Origin of the sequence: Nocardioides sp. BE266, from assembly GCF_031457855.1 — a bacterium.
GTDB lineage: Bacteria > Actinomycetota > Actinomycetes > Propionibacteriales > Nocardioidaceae > Nocardioides.
Genome location: NZ_JAURTI010000002.1, coordinates 781,248 through 798,899, shown reverse-complemented (window position 1 = coordinate 798,899; position 17,652 = coordinate 781,248). Strand labels below are relative to the sequence as shown.

Annotated in this window: 14 protein-coding genes; 3 read left to right on the top strand and 11 right to left on the bottom strand. The window is 71.9% G+C overall.

Annotated elements, in window-relative coordinates:
* Positions 1-37: 37 nt before the first annotated feature.
* From J2X46_RS08190 to J2X46_RS08145, 10 genes are all read right to left on the bottom strand, one after another.
* Entirely contained in the window at positions 38-820 is a 783-nt protein-coding gene (locus J2X46_RS08190; protein WP_310249025.1) for a TIGR00730 family Rossman fold protein, read from the bottom strand.
* Positions 817-1,872: a succinyl-diaminopimelate desuccinylase gene (dapE, locus tag J2X46_RS08185; protein WP_310249023.1), complete on the bottom strand. Its 1,056-nt coding sequence runs from the start codon at positions 1,870-1,872 to the stop codon at positions 817-819. The genes J2X46_RS08190 and dapE overlap by 4 nt, the downstream gene beginning before the upstream one ends.
* Positions 1,873-1,881: 9 nt before the next feature.
* Positions 1,882-3,630: an efflux RND transporter periplasmic adaptor subunit gene (locus J2X46_RS08180; RefSeq protein WP_310249021.1), complete on the bottom strand. Its 1,749-nt coding sequence runs from the start codon at positions 3,628-3,630 to the stop codon at positions 1,882-1,884.
* On the bottom strand, positions 3,627-4,493 hold the full coding sequence (locus J2X46_RS08175) for a hypothetical protein (protein WP_310249019.1): 867 nt from the start codon (positions 4,491-4,493) through the stop codon (positions 3,627-3,629). The genes J2X46_RS08180 and J2X46_RS08175 overlap by 4 nt, the downstream gene beginning before the upstream one ends.
* A 25-nt stretch (positions 4,494-4,518) precedes the next feature.
* Entirely contained in the window at positions 4,519-5,748 is a 1,230-nt protein-coding gene (locus J2X46_RS08170; RefSeq protein ID WP_310249017.1) for an ABC transporter permease, read from the bottom strand.
* Complete coding sequence (locus J2X46_RS08165) at positions 5,745-6,455, bottom strand: ABC transporter ATP-binding protein (RefSeq protein ID WP_310249015.1); 711 nt, start codon at positions 6,453-6,455, stop codon at positions 5,745-5,747. Before J2X46_RS08165 ends, J2X46_RS08170 begins: the two co-directional genes overlap by 4 nt.
* Complete coding sequence (locus tag J2X46_RS08160; RefSeq protein WP_310249013.1) at positions 6,452-7,642, bottom strand: efflux RND transporter periplasmic adaptor subunit; 1,191 nt, start codon at positions 7,640-7,642, stop codon at positions 6,452-6,454. The genes J2X46_RS08165 and J2X46_RS08160 overlap by 4 nt, the downstream gene beginning before the upstream one ends.
* A gap of 120 nt (positions 7,643-7,762) precedes the next feature.
* Positions 7,763-10,954: an isoleucine--tRNA ligase gene (gene ileS / locus J2X46_RS08155; RefSeq protein WP_310249011.1), complete on the bottom strand. Its 3,192-nt coding sequence runs from the start codon at positions 10,952-10,954 to the stop codon at positions 7,763-7,765.
* Between the two features lie 425 nt (positions 10,955-11,379).
* A complete protein-coding gene (locus tag J2X46_RS08150; RefSeq protein WP_310249008.1) occupies positions 11,380-12,417 on the bottom strand; it encodes a hypothetical protein in 1,038 nt (345 codons plus the stop codon).
* Positions 12,418-12,577: 160 nt separating this feature from the next.
* Positions 12,578-13,156, bottom strand: a complete 579-nt coding sequence (locus tag J2X46_RS08145; RefSeq protein WP_310249007.1) for a hypothetical protein — start codon at positions 13,154-13,156, stop codon at positions 12,578-12,580.
* Positions 13,157-13,208: 52 nt separating this feature from the next.
* On the opposite strand from J2X46_RS08145, the gene J2X46_RS08140 reads away from it, so the two are divergent.
* The 3 genes from J2X46_RS08140 to J2X46_RS08130 are packed head-to-tail and all read left to right on the top strand — an operon-like array spanning position 13,209 to position 15,703.
* Entirely contained in the window at positions 13,209-13,748 is a 540-nt protein-coding gene (locus J2X46_RS08140) for a DinB family protein (RefSeq protein ID WP_310249006.1), read from the top strand.
* A gap of 7 nt (positions 13,749-13,755) precedes the next feature.
* Positions 13,756-14,721, top strand: coding sequence for a 2,3,4,5-tetrahydropyridine-2,6-dicarboxylate N-succinyltransferase (gene dapD / locus J2X46_RS08135; protein WP_397213420.1), 966 nt, complete (start codon positions 13,756-13,758; stop codon positions 14,719-14,721).
* Between the two features lie 13 nt (positions 14,722-14,734).
* Positions 14,735-15,703: a hypothetical protein gene (locus J2X46_RS08130; RefSeq protein ID WP_310249002.1), complete on the top strand. Its 969-nt coding sequence runs from the start codon at positions 14,735-14,737 to the stop codon at positions 15,701-15,703.
* Between the two features lie 91 nt (positions 15,704-15,794).
* Here J2X46_RS08130 and J2X46_RS08125 read toward each other — a convergent pair whose 3' ends face one another.
* The gene (locus J2X46_RS08125; protein ID WP_310249185.1) at positions 15,795-17,651 is read right to left on the bottom strand and encodes a GH39 family glycosyl hydrolase; all 1,857 of its coding nucleotides are present in this window, start codon (positions 17,649-17,651) and stop codon (positions 15,795-15,797) included.
* Between the last annotated feature and the right edge of the window lies 1 nt (position 17,652).

Below are 17,652 nucleotides of genomic sequence, written 5' to 3'. Positions count from 1 at the left end.
CTCCCCTGCTCACTCGGACCTGCTCACTCGGACCAGCTCACTCGGGTCGCTTCGGCGACGGCGTCGGCCACCGGTTGGCGCGGGCGGCGACCATCAGCCCGACGGCCTCGTCGACGTCGTCGGTCACGACCATCATGTCGAGGTCCTTGGCGTTGATCTTGCCCTCGGCCAGCACGGTCTCGCGCATCCAGTCCAGCAGCCCCTGCCAGTACGCCGTCCCCATCAGCACGATGGGGAACGACGTCACCTTCTGGGTCTGCACCAGCGTGAGCGCCTCGAAGAGCTCGTCGAAGGTGCCGAGGCCGCCGGGCAGGACGACGAAGCCCTGGGCGTACTTGACGAACATCGTCTTGCGGGCGAAGAAGTAACGGAAGTTGATGCCCTTGTCGACCCACTGGTTGAGCCCGGCCTCGAAGGGCAGCTCGATGCCGAGGCCGACGCTGACGCCGCCGGCCTCGCAGGCACCCTTGTTGGCCGCCTCCATCGCGCCCGGGCCACCGCCGGTGATCACGGCGAAGTCGGCCTCGGCCAGCTTGCGGCCGACCTGCTCGGCCACCGCGTAGTGGGGGTGGTCGGGCTGGGTGCGGGCCGACCCGAAGACGCCGATCGCCGGACCGAGCTCGGCGAGCGCGCCGAAGCCCTCGACGAACTCGGCTTGAATACGAAGAACGCGCCATGGGTCGGTGTGCACCCAGTCGGTGGGGCCGCGGGAGTCCAGCAGCCGCTGGTCGGTGGTGCTGCCCTCGCGGACCTGGCCGCGGCGCTCGATGACCGGGCCCTTCATCCGGTCAGTGGCGTGCTCACTGGCCCGGTCGCTCATGCCAGCCACTCCTTCAGCGTGCGCTCGCAGCGCTCGACGTGCTCCATGGGGACGTGCTCGTCCTGCTTGTGGGCGAACATCGGGTCGCCCGGCCCGTAGTTGACCGCCGGCACGCCGAGCTTGGTGAACTGCGCGACGTCGGTCCAGCCGAACTTCGGCGCCGGCTCGCCGCCGACCGCATCGACGAAGGCCTTGGCCGCGGGGCGGTCGAGCCCGGGCAGGGCGCCGGCGGCCATGTCGGTCACCGTGACGTCGTACCCCTCGAAGAAGTCGCGGACGAACGCCTCGGCGTCGGCCCCGCTGCGGTCGGGGGCGAAGCGGAAGTTGACCTCGACGACGCACTCGTCGGGGATCACGTTGCCGGCGACGCCGCCGCGGATGCCGGTGGCGTTGAGCCCCTCGTGGTAGGTCAGGCCGTCGATCTCGGGCTGGCGGGCGACGTAGTCGTTGAGGCGGGCGAGCACCGGTCCGGCGAGGTGGATCGCGTTGACGCCCTTCCAGCTGCGGGCGCTGTGCGACCGCTCGCCCGTGGTGCGCACGTCGACGCGCATGGTGCCCTGGCAGCCCGCCTCGACCGCGGCGTTGCTGGGCTCCATCAGGATCGCAAAGTCGGCCGCGAGCAGGTCGGGGTCGCTCTCGGTGAGCTTGCGCAGCCCGTTGTGGACCGAGTCGACCTCCTCGGCCTCGTAGAAGATGAAGGTGAGGTCGCGGTTGGGCTCGGTGAGGTCGGCGGCGAGCTTGAGCATCACCGCGTCGCCGCCCTTCATGTCGCACGTGCCGAGGCCGTGCAGGATGCCGTCCTCGCGGCGGGCGGGCAGGTTGTCGTTGAGCGGCACCGTGTCGAGGTGGCCGGCGATCACCACCCGCTCGGGGCGGCCGAGGTCGGTGCGCGCGACGAGGGTGTGGCCGCGCCGGGTGACGGTGAGGTGCGGCAGCGCCTGCAGCGCCTCCTCCACCGCGTCGGCGATCTCCTGCTCGTGGTGGCTGACCGAGAACGTGTTGACGAGCTGCTCGGTCAGGGTGACGACGTCGGCGGAGAGGTCGAGGCGCATGGCCCCGATTCAACCAGCCCGACCCGGCCCGCCGAACCCGCCTCCGGGCGCGCCGCCCGTGCCCCCGGGGAAGCCGCCTCCGAAGTCCGATCCGAAGCCGCCCGTGCCGAACGTCGTCGAGCTGTCCCCGGTCGGGACGTCGGCGTCGACCTGGGCCAGGACCACCACGTCACCCGCCGCGAGCCCGTCGGTGACCTCGGTCAGCGTCGAGCCGCGGGCGCCGAGGGTCACCTGGCGCCGGCTGGTCGTCCCGTCGTCGTCCAGCACCAGCACGCTCGTCATGGGCGACGTCGTCACCGCCGAGGTCGGCACGGTGACCGCGTCGTCGACGGACGCGGTGACGACCGCCAGCGAGGCCGGCGTACCGAGGGGCACGGTCCGGTCCGTCGCGTCGAGCACCACCTCGACCGGGTACGTCGTCGTGCCGCTCGTCGGCGCGGATGCGACCGAGGTGATCCGCCCGGTGACCGGCTCGTCGGAGCCGAGGACGGTCACGTCGACCTGCTGGCCGACCTCGACCGCCGACACGTCGGTGACGTCGACGGCCGCCGAGACGGTCGTGGACCCCTTGGCCACCACGACGGCGACCACGCCGTCCGCCGAGACGTCGTCCCCCACTGCGAGGTCGAGCGAGCGGACGGTGCCCGCCGACGGCGCGACCAGCTCGGCGGCGGCATGGGCCTGCTTCGCCGCCACGAGCGCGGCCTTCGCCTCGTCGATCGCGGCCTGGTCCCGCGCGAGCGTCGCCGCCGTCACGGTGGGCGTGCTCGCCCCGGAGCCGGACGGCGACTCCTGGCCGGTCGTGTCGGACGGCGCCTGCTGGTTGCCGCTCGGCGCCTGCTGCTGGGGCTGCTGCTGCGGGGTCTGCTGCTGGGGCTGCTCGTTCTGCTGCGGCTGCTCCTGCTCGGGCTGCTCCCCCTCCTCCCCCTGCTGCTGCGCCTGCGCCTCGGCCTGCGCGTCGGCCTGGGCCTGTGCGGCCGCGTCGAGCGCGGCCACGGCGCTGGTGAGTGTGGTGCCGAGCGCGTCGAGCGCGGTCTGGAGGTCCTGCTGCGCGGTGGCCGCCGCCTGCTGGGCGGACTGGACGGCGACCAGCGCGTCGGCACACGCCTGGTCGGCCGGGGCGGCCGCGCAGGTGGTGGTCTGTGCGTCGAGCGCGGTCGTCGCCGTGGCGAGCGCGGTCGTCGCCGCGGTCTGGGCCGCCAGGACCGCCTGCTGCTGCGCCGCGAGCTGGGCCAGTGCGGCCTCGAGCGCCGGGTCGGCCGCGGTCCGCACGGCCACGGTGACCACCGCGGGGGTGGCCGTCGTCCTCGCGGCCGCGGTGCTCGCGGTGGACGAGTCGCTGCTCGTCGTCGCGCTGACGGTGCTCGCCGAGGTGACGGCGTCTGCCTGGGACTCGAGGTCGGCCGCGAGCTGGGCCTTCGCCGCATCGAGGGTCGCCTGGGCGCGCTCGAGGGTGCGGCGCAGCTCGGTGCGCGACGTGCGGGCGATGACCTGGCCGGCCTTCACGTGGTCGCCCTGGTCGACCAGCACCTGGGTGACCGTGCCCGCATCCCTGAAGGCGAGGTCGGTGCGGCCGCTGGCGCTGACCGTGCCGGTCAGGTCGAGGTGCTCCTGCACCGACCCCGTGGCGGCGGTGGCGGTGCGGTAGTCGGCCTGGCTGCTGCCCCAGCCGGCCGCAGCGCTCGCGCCACCGGCGACGAGCACGCACGACAGGCCGGCGAGGGCGAGCCAGCCGGTACGACGTCGTGGGAGCCTCATGCCGCGTTCGCCCCCGGGTCGCCGAACCCGCCACCGAAGCCGCCGACCGAGCACTCGCCGTCGACCTTGTCGCTGACCGTGACCGACTCGGCGGTGACCGCGCCGGTGTCGTCGGCCTCGCCGCGCGCGGAGACGCAACGCCGGACGGTGATGTCGTCGGCGCTCGCGTCTGCGGTCGTGGTGAAGGTCGTGTCGGCGTCGACGGTGACCTCGGTGTCGGTGGTCTCGCCGGAGTCGAAGGCGACCGCGGCGACGGTGAAGCCGCTGCCGTCGACGGCAGTGACCTCGCCGGCGACCACGTTGCCGCGCCCGCCTCCGGGGCCACCGGACGGCATGTCGCTGGGCATGTCGGACGGCAGGTCAGAAGGCGCACCGGACGGCGGCTCGGGCCGATTCCCCTGGTCACCACCCTGACCACCGCCGGGGAAGCCACCGGCGCCGCCGGTGCCTCCGGTGCACTCGCCGTCCACCGGGTCGCTGATCCGCACCGTGGTGGCGGCGGAGTCGTCGTCCGCGCCGCCCATCACGACGACGCAGGTGCCGACCTCGACCGCATCGAGGTCGGTGGCCACCTGGGCGGTGATCTCGGTCTTCTTCGTGAGGGTGACCGCGACCTGGCCGGACATCGCGCTCTGCACCTGGAGCACGTCGCCCTGGACGGCGGCGACCTCGCCGTTGGCGCCGGGGAAGCCCATGCCTCCTGCGCCGTCGCCGCCGGGTGCACCACCGCCGGGCGTGGCGCCTGCGGACGGCGTACTGCTGGCGGGGGTGGTGTCGGTCGCGGTGGACGAGTCGGCGCTGCCGGAGCACCCGGAGAGGGTGAGGGCGAGGGCGGCCGGGACGAGGACGAGGTGCTTCTTCACGGGTGGTCTCCTGCGAGGTGGTGGCTCAGCTGCTGCGGAGCGCGTCGATGGGGGTGAGCCGGGCGGCACGGCCGGCGGGGTAGACGCCGAAGCCGATGCCGAGGGCGAGGGCGGTGGCGACCGCGCCGGCCGCGGCGAGGGCCGAGACGGTGACCGTCTGGTCGATCAGGGACGGCAGCACGAGCGCGCCGACGATGCCGAGCCCGAGGCCGAGCAGTCCGCCGACCAGGCCGAGGACCGAGGCCTCGAGGAGGAACTGCCGGCGAATCGAGGACGGGGTCGCGCCGAGCGCCTTGCGCAGGCCGATCTCCTGCACGCGCTCGCTGACCGAGACGAGCATGATGTTCATGACGCCGATGCCGCCGACGAGCAGCGAGATCGCCGCGACGCCGGTGAGCAGGACCGTCATCGTCTCGTTGGTCGAGTTGGCGGTCTCGACGAGCGAGTCCTGCGTGGAGACGGTGAAGTCGGCCTCGTCGCTGCTGACGTCGTGCAGGTTGAGCAGCAGCGCCTGCACCTCCTGGTAGGCCGCGCTGAGCGTCGTGGAGTCGGTGGCCTCGACGTAGATCGTGGACAGCGACGTCGACGACGTCCCGGTCAGCCGGGCCGCGGTCGCGAGCGGCACGACCGCCTGGTCGTCCTCGCTGGACTGCCCGCTGCTCGAGGCGCCGGACTCCTCGAGGACGCCGATGACGGTGAGCGCAGTGCCGTCGACGCGCACCGTCTGGCCCACCGGGCTGCCCCGGTCGAAGAGCTCACCGGCGGTGTCGGAGGCCAGCACCACGACGTCGGCACCCGACTCCGCCTCGGCCTGCGTGAAGAACCGGCCGGACGCGACGGTGCGGGCGCGGACGTCGAGCCACGAGGTCGTCGTGCCGGAGACCTGGGTCGTCCAGTTGGTGTCGCCGGCAGTGACCGACAACTGGCTGGTGGTCACCGGGGCGACGTCGGCGACGTCGGGCGCCACGGTCTCGTCGGCGATCGCGGTGGCGTCGTCGAGGTCGAGCGTCGAGGCCGAGCCGAAGCCGCCGCGCATGCCGGAGCTGTCGGTGCTGCTGCCCGGCGAGACGATCAGCAGGTTGCGGCCCAGTGCGTCGATCTGGTCGCGGACCTCCTTCTGCGCGCCCTGGCCGAGGCCGACAGTGAGGATGACGGACGCGATGCCGATGACGATGCCGAGCATCGTGAGCAGGGAACGCATCCGGTGGGCCCGCACCGCCTCGAGGCTGGTGCGCAGGGTCTCCGACCAGCTCACGACGGCACCACCAGGCCGGAGCGCGCGGTGGGTACGTCGGAGGTGATCGCGCCGTCGTCGATGACGAGGTTGCGGCTCGCCCGGGCGGCGACCTCGTGCTCGTGGGTGATCAGCACGATCGTGCGACCCGCGTCGTGGAGCTCGTCGAGCAGGCCCAGCACGTCGTGGGTCGACGTCGAGTCGAGGTTGCCGGTCGGCTCGTCGGCCAGCACCAGCGCGGGCTCGGTGACCAACGCTCGCGCGACGGCGACCCGCTGCTGCTGCCCGCCCGAGAGCTCGCCCGGACGGTGGTCGGTGCGGTGCCCGAGGCCGACCCGCTCGAGGGCGGCCAGGGCGCGTTGTCGTCGTACGTCACCGGGGATGCCTGCATAGACGAGCGGGAGCTCGACGTTGCGGATCGCCGAGAGGGTCGGCAGCAGGTGGAACTGCTGGAAGACGAAGCCGATACGGCGGTTGCGCACGTCGGCGAGCTGCTCCTCGGCCATGCCGGAGACGTCCTCGCCGGCCAGCAGGTAGCGGCCCGCGGTCGGCAGGTCGAGGCAGCCGAGGATGTGCATGAGGGTGGACTTGCCGGAGCCGGACGGGCCGACGACGGCGACGTACTCCCCCTCGTCGACGCGGGCGTCGACGCCGCGCAGGGCGTGGACCTCGGCGTCGCCGGTGCCGTAGGACTTGCGGACGTCGGCGAGCTCGATGATGGCGCTCACTGGGGAGCCCCCGGCATCTGGCCCATCTGGCCGCCCGGGAAGCCGCTCGGCGGGGTGCCGCCGGGGAAGCCCTGCTGGCCGCCGCGGTCCGTGCCGTTTCCTGCGCCCGGTCCGGTGAAGCCCGGCACCACGACGGTGTCGCCGACCTCGAGGCCGTCGGTGACCTCGGTGGATGCGCCCGAGGCCTGGCCGATCTCGATGTCGCGCCGCTCCTCGGTGCCGTCGACGACGACGGTGACGTAGGCCCGTCCGTCCTCGGTCTCCACGGCCTGGGTCGGCACAGTGATCACGTCGGTGCGCTGCGAGACGATGATGGAGAGGTCGGCGGTGCTGCCTGCGTAGAGGTCCGTGCGGCGACCGGTGACCTCGACGACGACCGGGAAGACCGCGGCGCCGCTCGTGCTGGTCTCCGCGACCGCGCCGACGGAGGCGACGGTCCCGTAGACGGTCTCGTCGACACCGCTGACGGTGAGCTCGACCTGGAGGCCCTTCTTCACGCCGTCGATGTCGGCGGCCGCGACCTCGGCGTCGACGGCAAAGGTGCGCGCGGTGGCGATGGTGACCTGCGCGGTCGAGGTCGAGGTGGTGTCGCTGCCGGACGCGGGATCGGTGCTCGCGCCGGTGCTGCTGGAGCCGACGGTGTCGCCGACGGCGAGGTCGAGCGCGACCACGGTGCCGGTGATCGGCGCCCGCAGCACTGCGTCGTCGACGGCCTCGCGCGCCTCGACCCACGAGGAGCGCGCGGCCACGACGGAGGACCGGTCGGCGGCGACCTGCACGTCGGACGCACCGTCGTCGACGTCCTCGTCGAGCTGCGCCAGCGCGGCGTCGTACGACGACCGGGCGGCGGTGCGCGCGGCGACGAGCGAGGTGGCGTCCACCCGGGCCAGCGCCGCGCCCTTCTTCACCCGGTCGCCCTCGTCGACCAGCACCGCGCGGACCGTGCCGGAGACAGCGAACGACAGGTCCTCGCTCCGCGCGGCCCGCAGCGTGCCGCTGGCGGTGACGGTCTCCTTCAGCGTCGAGGTGGCGACGGTCTGCGTCGTCGAGGCAGCGACAGCCTCGGCGTCCGGCCGGAGCCAGAGCCACCCTCCCGCACTCGCGGCGACGGCGAGCGCGAGGACCGCGCCCGCCACCACCTTGCTCCGCCTGGTCGAGAACCTCTTGGCAGGCCAACCCACGCGCACGGACCTCTCCTTCGACTGGTGGGCCGCCCCGCGGGGGACGGAGCGGCCTCGGAGGAGAGGTTGGCGGTGCGGTCTGTGACGGAGGTGGCTCCCACCTGTGCTGGACCTGTGGGTGGGGGCTCAGGCCTTCGCGACCTCGACGGCGACCTCGGCCGCGTCGGCGTACGACACCGAGGTGGCGAGGGTCTCCTCGGCGAGGAGCGCCTCGTGGGTGCGCGCCGCGTCGAGCGTCTCGGCCGGACCCGCGAGGGTCAGCGCGATGCGGTCGGAGACGGCCAGGCCGGCGTCCTTGCGGGCCTGCTGGACCGCACGGACCAGGTCGCGGGCGGTGCCCTCGGCCTCGAGCTCCGGGGTGACCTCGGTGTCGAGGACGACGAAGCCGCCGCGCGGCAGCACGCCGGTCGCGGTGCCGCCCGACGCGTCACCGGCGACGGTGTCGAGGGCGTACTCCCCCTCCACCAGCGCCAGGCCGCCTGCGGTGACGGTGCCGTCCTCGGCCACCGACCAGTCGCCGGTCTTCGAGCCCTTGATGGCGAGCTGGACGTCCTTGCCGAGCCGCGGTCCGGCGGCGCGCGCGTTGACGGTGAGCCGCTGCTCGACGCCGTACGACGCCGCCTCGGGGGTGTCGAGGTCGAGGAGGCTGACCTGCTTGAGGTTCAGCTCGTCGGCGACCAGCTGTTCGAAGCCGCCCAGCGACGAGGCGTCGGGCACGACGACCGTCAGCGACTGCAGAGGCAACCGGTTGCGGAGGTTGGCCGCCTTGCGGAGCGCGGAGCCGGCGGAGCAGACGTCGCGGACGGTGTCCATCGACGCCGCGAGGCCGGCGTCGGCGGGCAGGTCGTCGACCGAGGGCCAGTCGGTGAGGTGGACCGAGCGCTCGCCGGTGAGACCGCGCCAGACCTCCTCGGTCGTCAGCGGCATCAGCGGCGCGGTGAGCCGGCAGACCACCTCGAGCACCGTGTAGAGGGTGTCGAAGGCGTCGGCGTCCTCCTCCCAGAAGCGGTCGCGGGAGCGACGGATGTACCAGTTGGTGAGCACGTCGAGGAAGCTGCGCGTCGAGTCGCACGCCGCGGCCACCTCGTAGTTGTCGAGCTGGTCGGTCATCGCGGCGACGTAGTCGCGCAGCTTGGCCAGGATGTAGCGGTCCATCGGGTGTGCGCTGTCGGTCCGCCACACGGCGTCGTGGCCGGCGCCGTCACCAGCCGCGTTGGCGTACAGGCTGAAGAAGGACCAGCTGTTCCACAGCGGGATCAGGACCTGGCGCACCGAGTCGCGGATGCCCTGCTCGGTGACGACGAGGTTGCCGCCGCGCAGGATCGGGCTCGACATCAGGAACCAGCGCATCGCGTCGGCGCCGTCGCGGTCGAAGACCTCGCGCACGTCGGGGTAGTTGCGCAGCGACTTCGACATCTTCTGGCCGTCGTTGCCGAGCACGATGCCGTGGCTCAGGCACGTCGAGAAGGACGGGCGGTCGAAGATCGCTCCCGCCAGGACGTGCATCGTGTAGAACCAGCCGCGGGTCTGGCCGATGTACTCGACGATGAAGTCGCCCGGGAAGTGGTGCTCGAACCAGTCCTTGTTCTCGAACGGGTAGTGCACCTGGGCGAACGACATGGAGCCCGAGTCGAACCAGACGTCGAGGACGTCGGTGACGCGGCGCATCGTGCTGTTGCCCGTCGGGTCGTCGGGGTTGGGCCGGGTCAGCTCGTCGACGAACGGCCGGTGCAGGTCGGGGTTGCCGTCCTTGTCGCGCGGCAGCCGCCCGAAGTCGCGCTCGATCTCCTCGAACGAGCCGTAGACGTCGATGCGCGGGTAGTGCTCGTCGTCGGACTTCCACACCGGCACCGGGGAGCCCCAGAAGCGGTTGCGGGTGATCGACCAGTCGCGGGCGTTCTCCAGCCACTTGCCGAACTGGCCGTCCTTGATGTGCTCGGGGACCCAGCGGATCTCCTGGTTGAGCGCCATCAGGCGCTCCTTGACCTTGGTCACCTCGACGAACCACGACGAGACGCCCTTGTAGATCAGGGGCTGCCGGCAGCGCCAGCAGTGCGGGTAGGAGTGGTCGTAGGTCTCGCGGCGCAGCAGCACCGTGCCGGGCGTGACGCTCCCCGCGGCCTCGCCGCTGGTGGCGGCCTTGAGGTGGTCGATGATCTGGAGGTTGGCGTCGAAGACCTGCATGCCCTCGTAGTCGACGACGGGGAAGGTGAAGCGCCCGTCCTTGCCGACCGGCATGACGGCCTCGATGCCCTCGCGGTCGGTGACGACCTTGTCGTCCTCACCGAAGGCGCCGGCGGTGTGCACCAGCCCGGTGCCGTCGGTGGTCGTGACGAACTCGGCGGGCACCAGGCGGAAGGCCTTCGCGTGGCCGGCGTAGTAGGAGAAGGGCGGGGCGTACTCCAGACCGACGAGGTCGGCGCCCTTCCCGCGCCAGGTGACCTCGGGGTCGTCGCCCAGCTCGCGGGCGTACGACGCCAGGCGGGCCTCGGCGATCAGGTAGCGCGTGCCGTCAACGTCCACCACGACGTAGTCGATGTCCTCACCGACCATGACGGCGAGGTTGGACGGCAGGGTCCACGGGGTCGTCGTCCAGACGAGGACCTTGACGCCCTTCAGCGGGCCCTCGGTGGTGACGTCGTACCCGACGGTGACGGCCGGGTCCTGCCGCATCTGGTAGACGTCGTCGTCCATCCGCAGCTCGTGGTTGGACAGCGGCGTCTCGTCCTGCCAGCAGTAGGGCAGCACGCGGAAGCCCTCGTAGACCAGGCCCTTCTCGTGCAGCTGCTTGAAGGCCCAGATGACCGACTCCATGAACTCCGGGTTCATGGTGCGGTAGTCGTTGTCGAAGTCGACCCAGCGCGCCTGGCGGGTGACGTAGTCGCGCCACTCGCCGGTGTACTTCAGCACCGACTGGCGGCAGGCCTCGTTGAACTTCTCGATGCCGAGCTCGACGATCTCGTCGGTGGTCTTGATGCCGTTGAGGCGCATCGCCTCGAGCTCGGCGGGCAGGCCGTGGGTGTCCCAGCCGAAGCGGCGCTCGACCTTGTGGCCGCGCATCGTCTGGTAGCGCGGGATCAGGTCCTTGACGTAGCCGGTGAGCAGGTGGCCGTAGTGCGGCAGGCCGTTGGCGAACGGCGGGCCGTCGTAGAAGACGAACTCGTTGGTGCCGTTCTCGCCCGCGTCGCGCTGCTCGACGCTCGCCCGGAAGGTGTCGTCGGACTCCCAGTACGCCAGCACCGCCTCCTCGATCGCCGGGAAGCGTGGGCTGCTGGCCACGGTGGTGGCGTCGGTGTGCGAGACCTTGGGGTAGGCCATCTGGGGTGCTCCTCGCGGTGCGTCGTACGTCTCGGTCTTATGACACGAGGACGACGTGTGCCGCGGTACCACCTCGCTTGGGATCCGGAGATCCCCGCTTCGTTGCGGCTGTGTCGGGCCGTACCCGTCGGGTTCTAGTGGGGCCGCGGCCGGATCGCCGTACCTGTTCTTCCCGAGGCTCACCGCTGATGACGGCTCAAGCGCCTGCCCCGATCGTACGGCGCTCGCGCGCGGGCGCGCCAATCAGTTCGCCCCGGGCGGGGTAGTCCAGTGGCGAGTGGCTGGACTGTCGGGGTAGTCCAGTGGCGAACGGCTGGCATGAGTGTGTCCTGGCGACCACAACTCACTGGACTACCCCGGCAGCCACATCTCACTGGAGTACGCCGGTGTGGTGGGTCGGGGTCCGCCGGCCGGTCGAACGAGAGTCAGGCGGCCCGCCGGTAGCGCAGGAGCCGGGCGCGCTCGGCGTCGTCCAGTGCGCGGCGACGGGCGACGGTGTGTGTCGGCGTCCACCATGGCGGTGGGTCGGCGGTCCACCGCCGCGGCCCGCGTGCCGACCGCGCGCGACGCGCAGCCGAATGGATGCGCTCGACGAAGGCGTCGAGGTCGAGCCAGTCGGTTGAGAGCATGACGATCGGCTCGAGCCCGAGGTCGCGGTAGGCAGCCTCCTGCTTGAGGTCCGTAGACGCTCCAACGAGCGTGAGGTGCTCGCTCCCGTTGTAGAGCCCCGACAGCCCCAGCTCCGGGTCGAGGAAGTCCGGAGTGCCGACGTGCCGTCCGTCGACGGTGAAGACCGGGGCGTTGCACAGCGGCCTCGCAAGGCCGGCTCGACGGGTCCACACCCCGCGCATCCTCGACTCCTGGGGCGACCACGAGTTCTCCTCGCCCTCGGCGAGCGCGTCGCGGGCTTGTTGGATCCCGGTGACCGGCCCCAGATCGCGGATGTAGGTCGCCACCTCTGCGAGCGAGACCTTGTCGGAGTAGCACGCCATGTCGAGCGCGACGATCGCGTCGCCCAGGCTGGCGGCGTACCGCATCTCGTAGACGACCGATCGCACTGCCACCGTGACCGGGAGCCCATCGACCACGATGATCTCGTCGGGGTGGAGGAACTCCTGGCTGACTGCGAATCCGTCCTGGGCGACGAGGTGGCGCCGTGCCACGACCGGTACCTCGAGAGGTACGACGCCGTCGCGAGTGCCGTCGAACCATGCCGCGCCACCCCAGTGCAGGGCGGCCCACCCCGTGACCGCCTCGTCCTCGCCGAGCACGGCAGCGGCCTCGACGACCCTCTGACCCGCGGTCCGCTCGACGGTCGCGGGAACGACCAGGCCCCGACTCGTCGTACGCCAGCGCGGCCCTCGCGCCTCGCCACGCGTCGGCCCCCGAACGCCGGTGGGGTCCGAGCGCACCGGCAGGACGAGGTCAGGGCGTCGCTCGTGGAAGGGCGGCGGGGTGTACATGAGTTGAGGCTTCCCGCTGGAACGACCTCCCAGCCGATATCCACAGGACGGATCTTCCCGCTTTCGTCGGGGTAGTCCAGTGGCCAATGGTCGTCTGAGCGGCTATCTGACGACCACATCTCACTGAACTATCGGGCAAGGGCAGCCACTCGCCACTGGACTACATCGCGAGGATGCGGGCCGCGGCCTCCGCCGGGGCGAGGTGGGTGGTGTCGAGCCGGAGGTGGGGGAAGTCGGCGAGCACCCGGTCGGCGGGGAGCGAGATGTCGGGCGAGGTGTTCATCGTGAAGGCCACCTCCTGCTCGCGGACGTGGGCCTCGGAGGCGGCGAGGTCGCGTTTGGAGGGCTTGGCGGCCAGACGGTCGGCGCCGTCGTTGCGGGCGAGCCGCGTGCCGAGGTCGGCGTACAGCTCGACGAAGCGGACCGGCAGGCCGCGGTCGGTGTAGGGCGCGACGAGCTCGCGGAAGTAGTCGGCGTCGCGCTCGCCGGCGAGGTTCCAGACGGTGGTGAACACGAGTCGTACGTCGTTCGCCGCCGCCTCCTCGATCACCCGGCGGCGGAACTCGCCGTTGAGGGTGCGGAAGGCCGGGCTCTGCTGGCCGAAGACCTCGTGCAGCGGCTCGATCGTGTGGTGGTTGTGGAACATCCGGAAGTCGGAGGCCTCGCAGACCGCGCGCCCCACGGTCATCTTCCCGACGGCCGGCGGGCCGAACAGCACGATCAGCTCGCCCGACGCCATGGCGGCACGTTATGCGTTCGCGCCCGCCGACCGCATGCGGTTGGGTTGCCCCATGAACTTCGACGGCATGTGGCTGCCCCAGGACCAGGACCCCCGGATGCAGGACCTGCAGCCGACGAAGGGTGAGAAGGAGTGCCTCGTCGGCTATCTCGAGCACTACCGCCGGACGCTGGCGATGAAGTGCGACGGGCTCGACGCGCAGCAGCTGGCAACCAAGTCGGTGCCGCCGTCGAACATCTCCCTGCTCGGGCTCGTACGCCACATGGCGCGCGTCGAGCAGAGCTGGTTCCGCCGGGTGATCGAGGAGCGCATGGACATCCCGCGGCTGTTCCAGGAGGAGGGCGGCGACACCGGGTTCAACTTCCCCGACGTCGACGACGACCTGGTGCGCGAGTCGCACGCACTGTGGCAGGACGAGATCGCCTACGCACGCGAGGTCCTCGACCGCACCGACCTCGACACCGTCGTCGACGTGCACGGCGACCCGACGGAGGTCCGCGACATCATCGTGCACATGGTCGAGGAGTACGCCCGGCACTGCGGGCACGCCGACCTGGTCCGCGAGTGCGTGGACGGTCGCACCGGCCAGTAGTCACCCGATGGGGTGGCTTCCGTACCCTTGCCGGGTGACTGCTGCCTCCGGCTACGGCCTCCTGACCCTCCACGGCGACACCGTCCTCGACGCGTGGTTCCCCTCCCCCGTCCTCGGGGCGACCGAGGGTGGCCCGTCCGAGGCCCTGGCCCACCTCGATGGTGGCGAGGACGACCTGCGCGGCACCACCCGCGTGGTCCGCCTGGTCGAGATCGACGACCTCGACTCCGCGCCGGTCTCGACCGAGGACGTCTGGCTGCGGCTCCACCTGCTCTCGCACCGCCTCGTGAAGCCCCACGGCGTCAACCTCGACGGCATCTTCGGCCTGCTCGCCAACGTGGTGTGGACCTCCGCCGGCCCGTGCGCCGTCGAGGGCTTCGAGAAGGTGCGCGGCAAGCTCCGGATGGTCGTACCCGGCCACGTCGTGCAGGTCTTCGGCGTCGACAAGTTCCCCCGCATGACCGACTACGTCCTGCCCACCGGCGTCCGCATCGCCGACGCCGACCGGGTGCGCCTCGGCGCCCACCTGGCCGAGGGCACGACCGTCATGCACGAGGGCTTCGTGAACTTCAACGCCGGCACGCTCGGCAACTCGATGGTCGAGGGCCGGATCTCGGCCGGCGTCGTCGTGGGCGTCGGCTCCGACGTCGGCGGCGGCTCGTCGATCATGGGCACGCTGTCGGGCGGCGGCAAGGAGGTCGTCTCGGTCGGCGAGCGCTGCCTGATCGGCGCCAACGCCGGCATCGGCATCTCCCTCGGTGACGACTGCGTGGTGGAGGCCGGCTGCTACGTCACCGCCGGCACCAAGGTCACCATCAAGGACATCGACGGCAAGCCGCAGGTGGTCAAGGCGGCGACCCTCTCGGGTGCCAGCAACGTGCTGTTCCGTCGCAACTCGGTCAGCGGCGCCGTCGAGGCCGTGGCGTGGAAGGGCGAGGGCATCGCCCTCAACGCCGCGCTGCACGCCAACTAGCCCGGGACCGTCCGTGCCGTCGTTGCGTGCTGCCGTCGTCGGCGCAGTGGTGGCCCTCGGCGCGGCGGCGACCGTGTTCGTGATCGTCGACCGCGGAGGCGTGCCGACCCTGCTCCAGACCAGCGGCTGCACCGCGGAGGTCGACGGGCACACCGTCGACGTCGACCTCGAGCAGGCCGAGAACGCCGCACTGATCACCGCCATCTCGATCGAGCGCGGGATGCCGGCGCGCGCCGCGAGCATCGCGCTCGCGACCGCCTTCCAGGAGTCCAAGCTCTACAACCTCGACTACGGCGACCGCGACTCGGTCGGCCTCTTCCAGCAGCGGCCCTCCCAGGGCTGGGGCTCGGTCAAGCAGCTGATGGATCCCGTCTACGCGACCAACGCCTTCTACGACGCGCTCGCCAAGGTCGACGGCTACCGCGAGATGGAGATCACCGAGGCCGCCCAGGCCGTGCAGCGCTCGGCCTACCCCGGGGCGTACGCCGACCACGAGGAGGATGGTCGCGCCCTCGCCTCGGCGCTGACGGGCAACTCACCTCGGTCGATGTGGTGCGAGGTGCCGGGCGACGCCGACGAGGCGAGCGACTCGCTGGACGCGAGCGGGCTGGTCGCCCGCGCGGCCGTCGTACGACAGGAGCTGGAGGACGTCTTCGGCACACTGTCGCTCGGCGGGTTCGAGCCCGGTGGCGTCTCGAGCGGCCACATGGAGGGCTCGGCGCACTACGAGGGCCGCGCGATCGACGTCTTCGTGCGGCCGATCAACGCCGAGAACAAGCAGCGCGGCTGGGCGATGGCGACGTGGCTGGTGGCCAACGCAGACCGCCTCGACGTCAACACGATCATCTTCGACGACCGGATCTGGCACGCCGGCTCGCGCTCGGACGACGGCTGGACCGACTACCGCGTGCCGTCGTCCTCGCGGGGCGACCGGAGGATCCTCGAGCACCGCGACCACGTGCACGTCGACGTGATCGACTGACGGATCCCCCGCTGGTTGAGGTGCGAGGAGCGCATGCGACGAGCCTCGAAACCCGGTCCACCGTGGTTTCGAGGCTCGCTGCGCTCGCACCTCAACCAGCGAGCAGCGGCGTCAGCGTGAGCAGCGACATCGCCGGCATCGGCAGGTCGTACTCCACCACCAGCGAGCCGTCGGCGTCGGCGGTGACCTCCGAGTCGGGGGCCAGCACGTCGAGCCGGTCGGCCTCGCGCAGCGTTGCCCACTGCTCGTCGGTCGGCCAGGCCTGGTCGGCCTCCTTGATCCGGCCCCAGACCGCGGCGATGTCGGAGTGCTCGTCGTCGACCCGCTCGTGCCGCAGGACGTACGACGTCGAGGGAGCGAGGCCGCGCACCTCGACCCGGACGCGGCGGGACAGTCCCGGAGCGCCGGACGCCTTGGTCTGGTCGAGGGTGAGGTTCCAGGTCAGGACCGTCACCTCTCCCCCGTCGTCGGCGGCCGCGAGCGCCTCCACGAGGGAGTCCGCGCCGTCGCCCGAGACCTCGGCCTGGAGCTGCTGCTCGCCGAGCGCCTCGAGCAGGGCGAGCGCCCACCATCGGGGCTTGCGGAGCTCGCCGACCGTGCGCAGGCCGAAGCCGCCGTGGAGCAGCTCCGGCGGCCGCCCGAGCTCCTCGAAGTGGTCGGAGACGACCCAGTAGGACAGCGCCTCGATCCGGCGGTCGCGCATCGCGGACGCCATGCCACGCAGCAGGAAGGTGCCGGCGAAGACGGCGTCGCTGACCTCGTAGAAGTGGGTCGGCGTGACGCCCCACTCGGTCCACCAGATCGGCACGCCCTCGCGGCCGTGGCGCTCGAGCGCGGGCCGGAAGTCCAGCGGCGGCGAGCCGTAGGTGTGGGTGGTGACGAAGTCGACCGGTGCACCGGACTCGTCGGCGTGGGTGAGCAGCTCCTCGACCCAGCCGGACGCGGCCGACGACGGCCCGCCGACCCGCAGACGCTGGTCGACCGCCTTCACGGCGGCGGCCGTGACGTCGTACAGCTTCAGGTATTCCGCGGGCGTGCCCGACCAGAAGACCTCGAGGTTGGCCTCGTTCCAGACCTCGAACGACCAGTTCTCCACGAGGTCCTCGAGGCCGTAGCGGTCGGCAAGGTGCTGGGTCAGGTCGCGGACCAGGTCGTGCCACCGCTGCCAGTCCTTGGGCGGGGAGACGATCGCCTCGTACTCGAAGACCGTCTTGGCCGGGTCGGAGGCGAGGTCGCGCGGCATGAAGGACAGCTCGACGACCGGGTAGAGGTCGAGGCTGCGCAGGTGGTCGTAGACCCGGTCGACGCCGGTGAAGTCGTGCACCGGCTCGCCGTCGACCTCGCGGTAGGCGCCCACGTCGTCGTTGAGGATCGCGTGCGCCCGCACGTGGGTCACGCCGAGCTCCGTGCGGGCCGCCGACAGCGCGGAGCTGAGCTCCTCGCCGATCACCCGGCCGCCGGTCGTGTCGGTCGACAGGGCGTGCGAGAGGTGCTCGCTGCCGATCATCGGCCGCCACGGGCGGTGGAGCTCCCCGGTGGCGCGGTCCGCGTCGACCGCGACCACGACCGGCGAGCTCGCCGCCGGCAGCGGGGTCGCCGCCACCGGGCCGGAGAGCTCGCCCTCGACGTGCACGTCGGTCAGCGTCGCGACGCGGTACCACCGCTCCCGCTCCGGCGTGCCGGTCGTGTCGGCGTACGGCGGGTGCGGCACGGCGAGCACGTCGCGGCCGGCGTGGTCGACCGGCTGGTAGTCGCCGTAGGGCTCGTCGGCGGCGTAGACCTGGTAGCCGACGGCGCCGGGCACCTCGTCCCACGTCAGGGTGACCTGCTGGCCGCCCGCCTCGGCCCGGATGTGGGTCGGCGGGTCGAGCCGCGGGGCGTCACCACCGAAGGTGGGGTCGGTGCGCTGGCCGATTCGGTTCTCCCAGTCGGTGCGGGCGTTCTTCATC

What these genes read in the sequence shown, in the direction of transcription:
- J2X46_RS08190 (WP_310249025.1), bottom strand. Translation starts at nt 820, where the DNA reads ATGAGCGACCGGGCCAGTGAGCACGCCACTGACCGGATGAAGGGCCCG.
- dapE (WP_310249023.1), bottom strand. Translation starts at nt 1,872, where the DNA reads ATGCGCCTCGACCTCTCCGCCGACGTCGTCACCCTGACCGAGCAGCTC.
- J2X46_RS08180 (WP_310249021.1), bottom strand. Translation starts at nt 3,630, where the DNA reads ATGAGGCTCCCACGACGTCGTACCGGCTGGCTCGCCCTCGCCGGCCTG.
- ileS (WP_310249011.1), bottom strand. Translation starts at nt 10,954, where the DNA reads ATGGCCTACCCCAAGGTCTCGCACACCGACGCCACCACCGTGGCCAGC.
- J2X46_RS08150 (WP_310249008.1), bottom strand. Translation starts at nt 12,417, where the DNA reads ATGTACACCCCGCCGCCCTTCCACGAGCGACGCCCTGACCTCGTCCTG.
- J2X46_RS08145 (WP_310249007.1), bottom strand. Translation starts at nt 13,156, where the DNA reads ATGGCGTCGGGCGAGCTGATCGTGCTGTTCGGCCCGCCGGCCGTCGGG.
- J2X46_RS08140 (WP_310249006.1), top strand. Translation starts at nt 13,209, where the DNA reads ATGAACTTCGACGGCATGTGGCTGCCCCAGGACCAGGACCCCCGGATG.
- dapD (WP_397213420.1), top strand. Translation starts at nt 13,756, where the DNA reads ATGGGGTGGCTTCCGTACCCTTGCCGGGTGACTGCTGCCTCCGGCTAC.
- J2X46_RS08125 (WP_310249185.1), bottom strand. Translation starts at nt 17,651, where the DNA reads ATGAAGAACGCCCGCACCGACTGGGAGAACCGAATCGGCCAGCGCACC.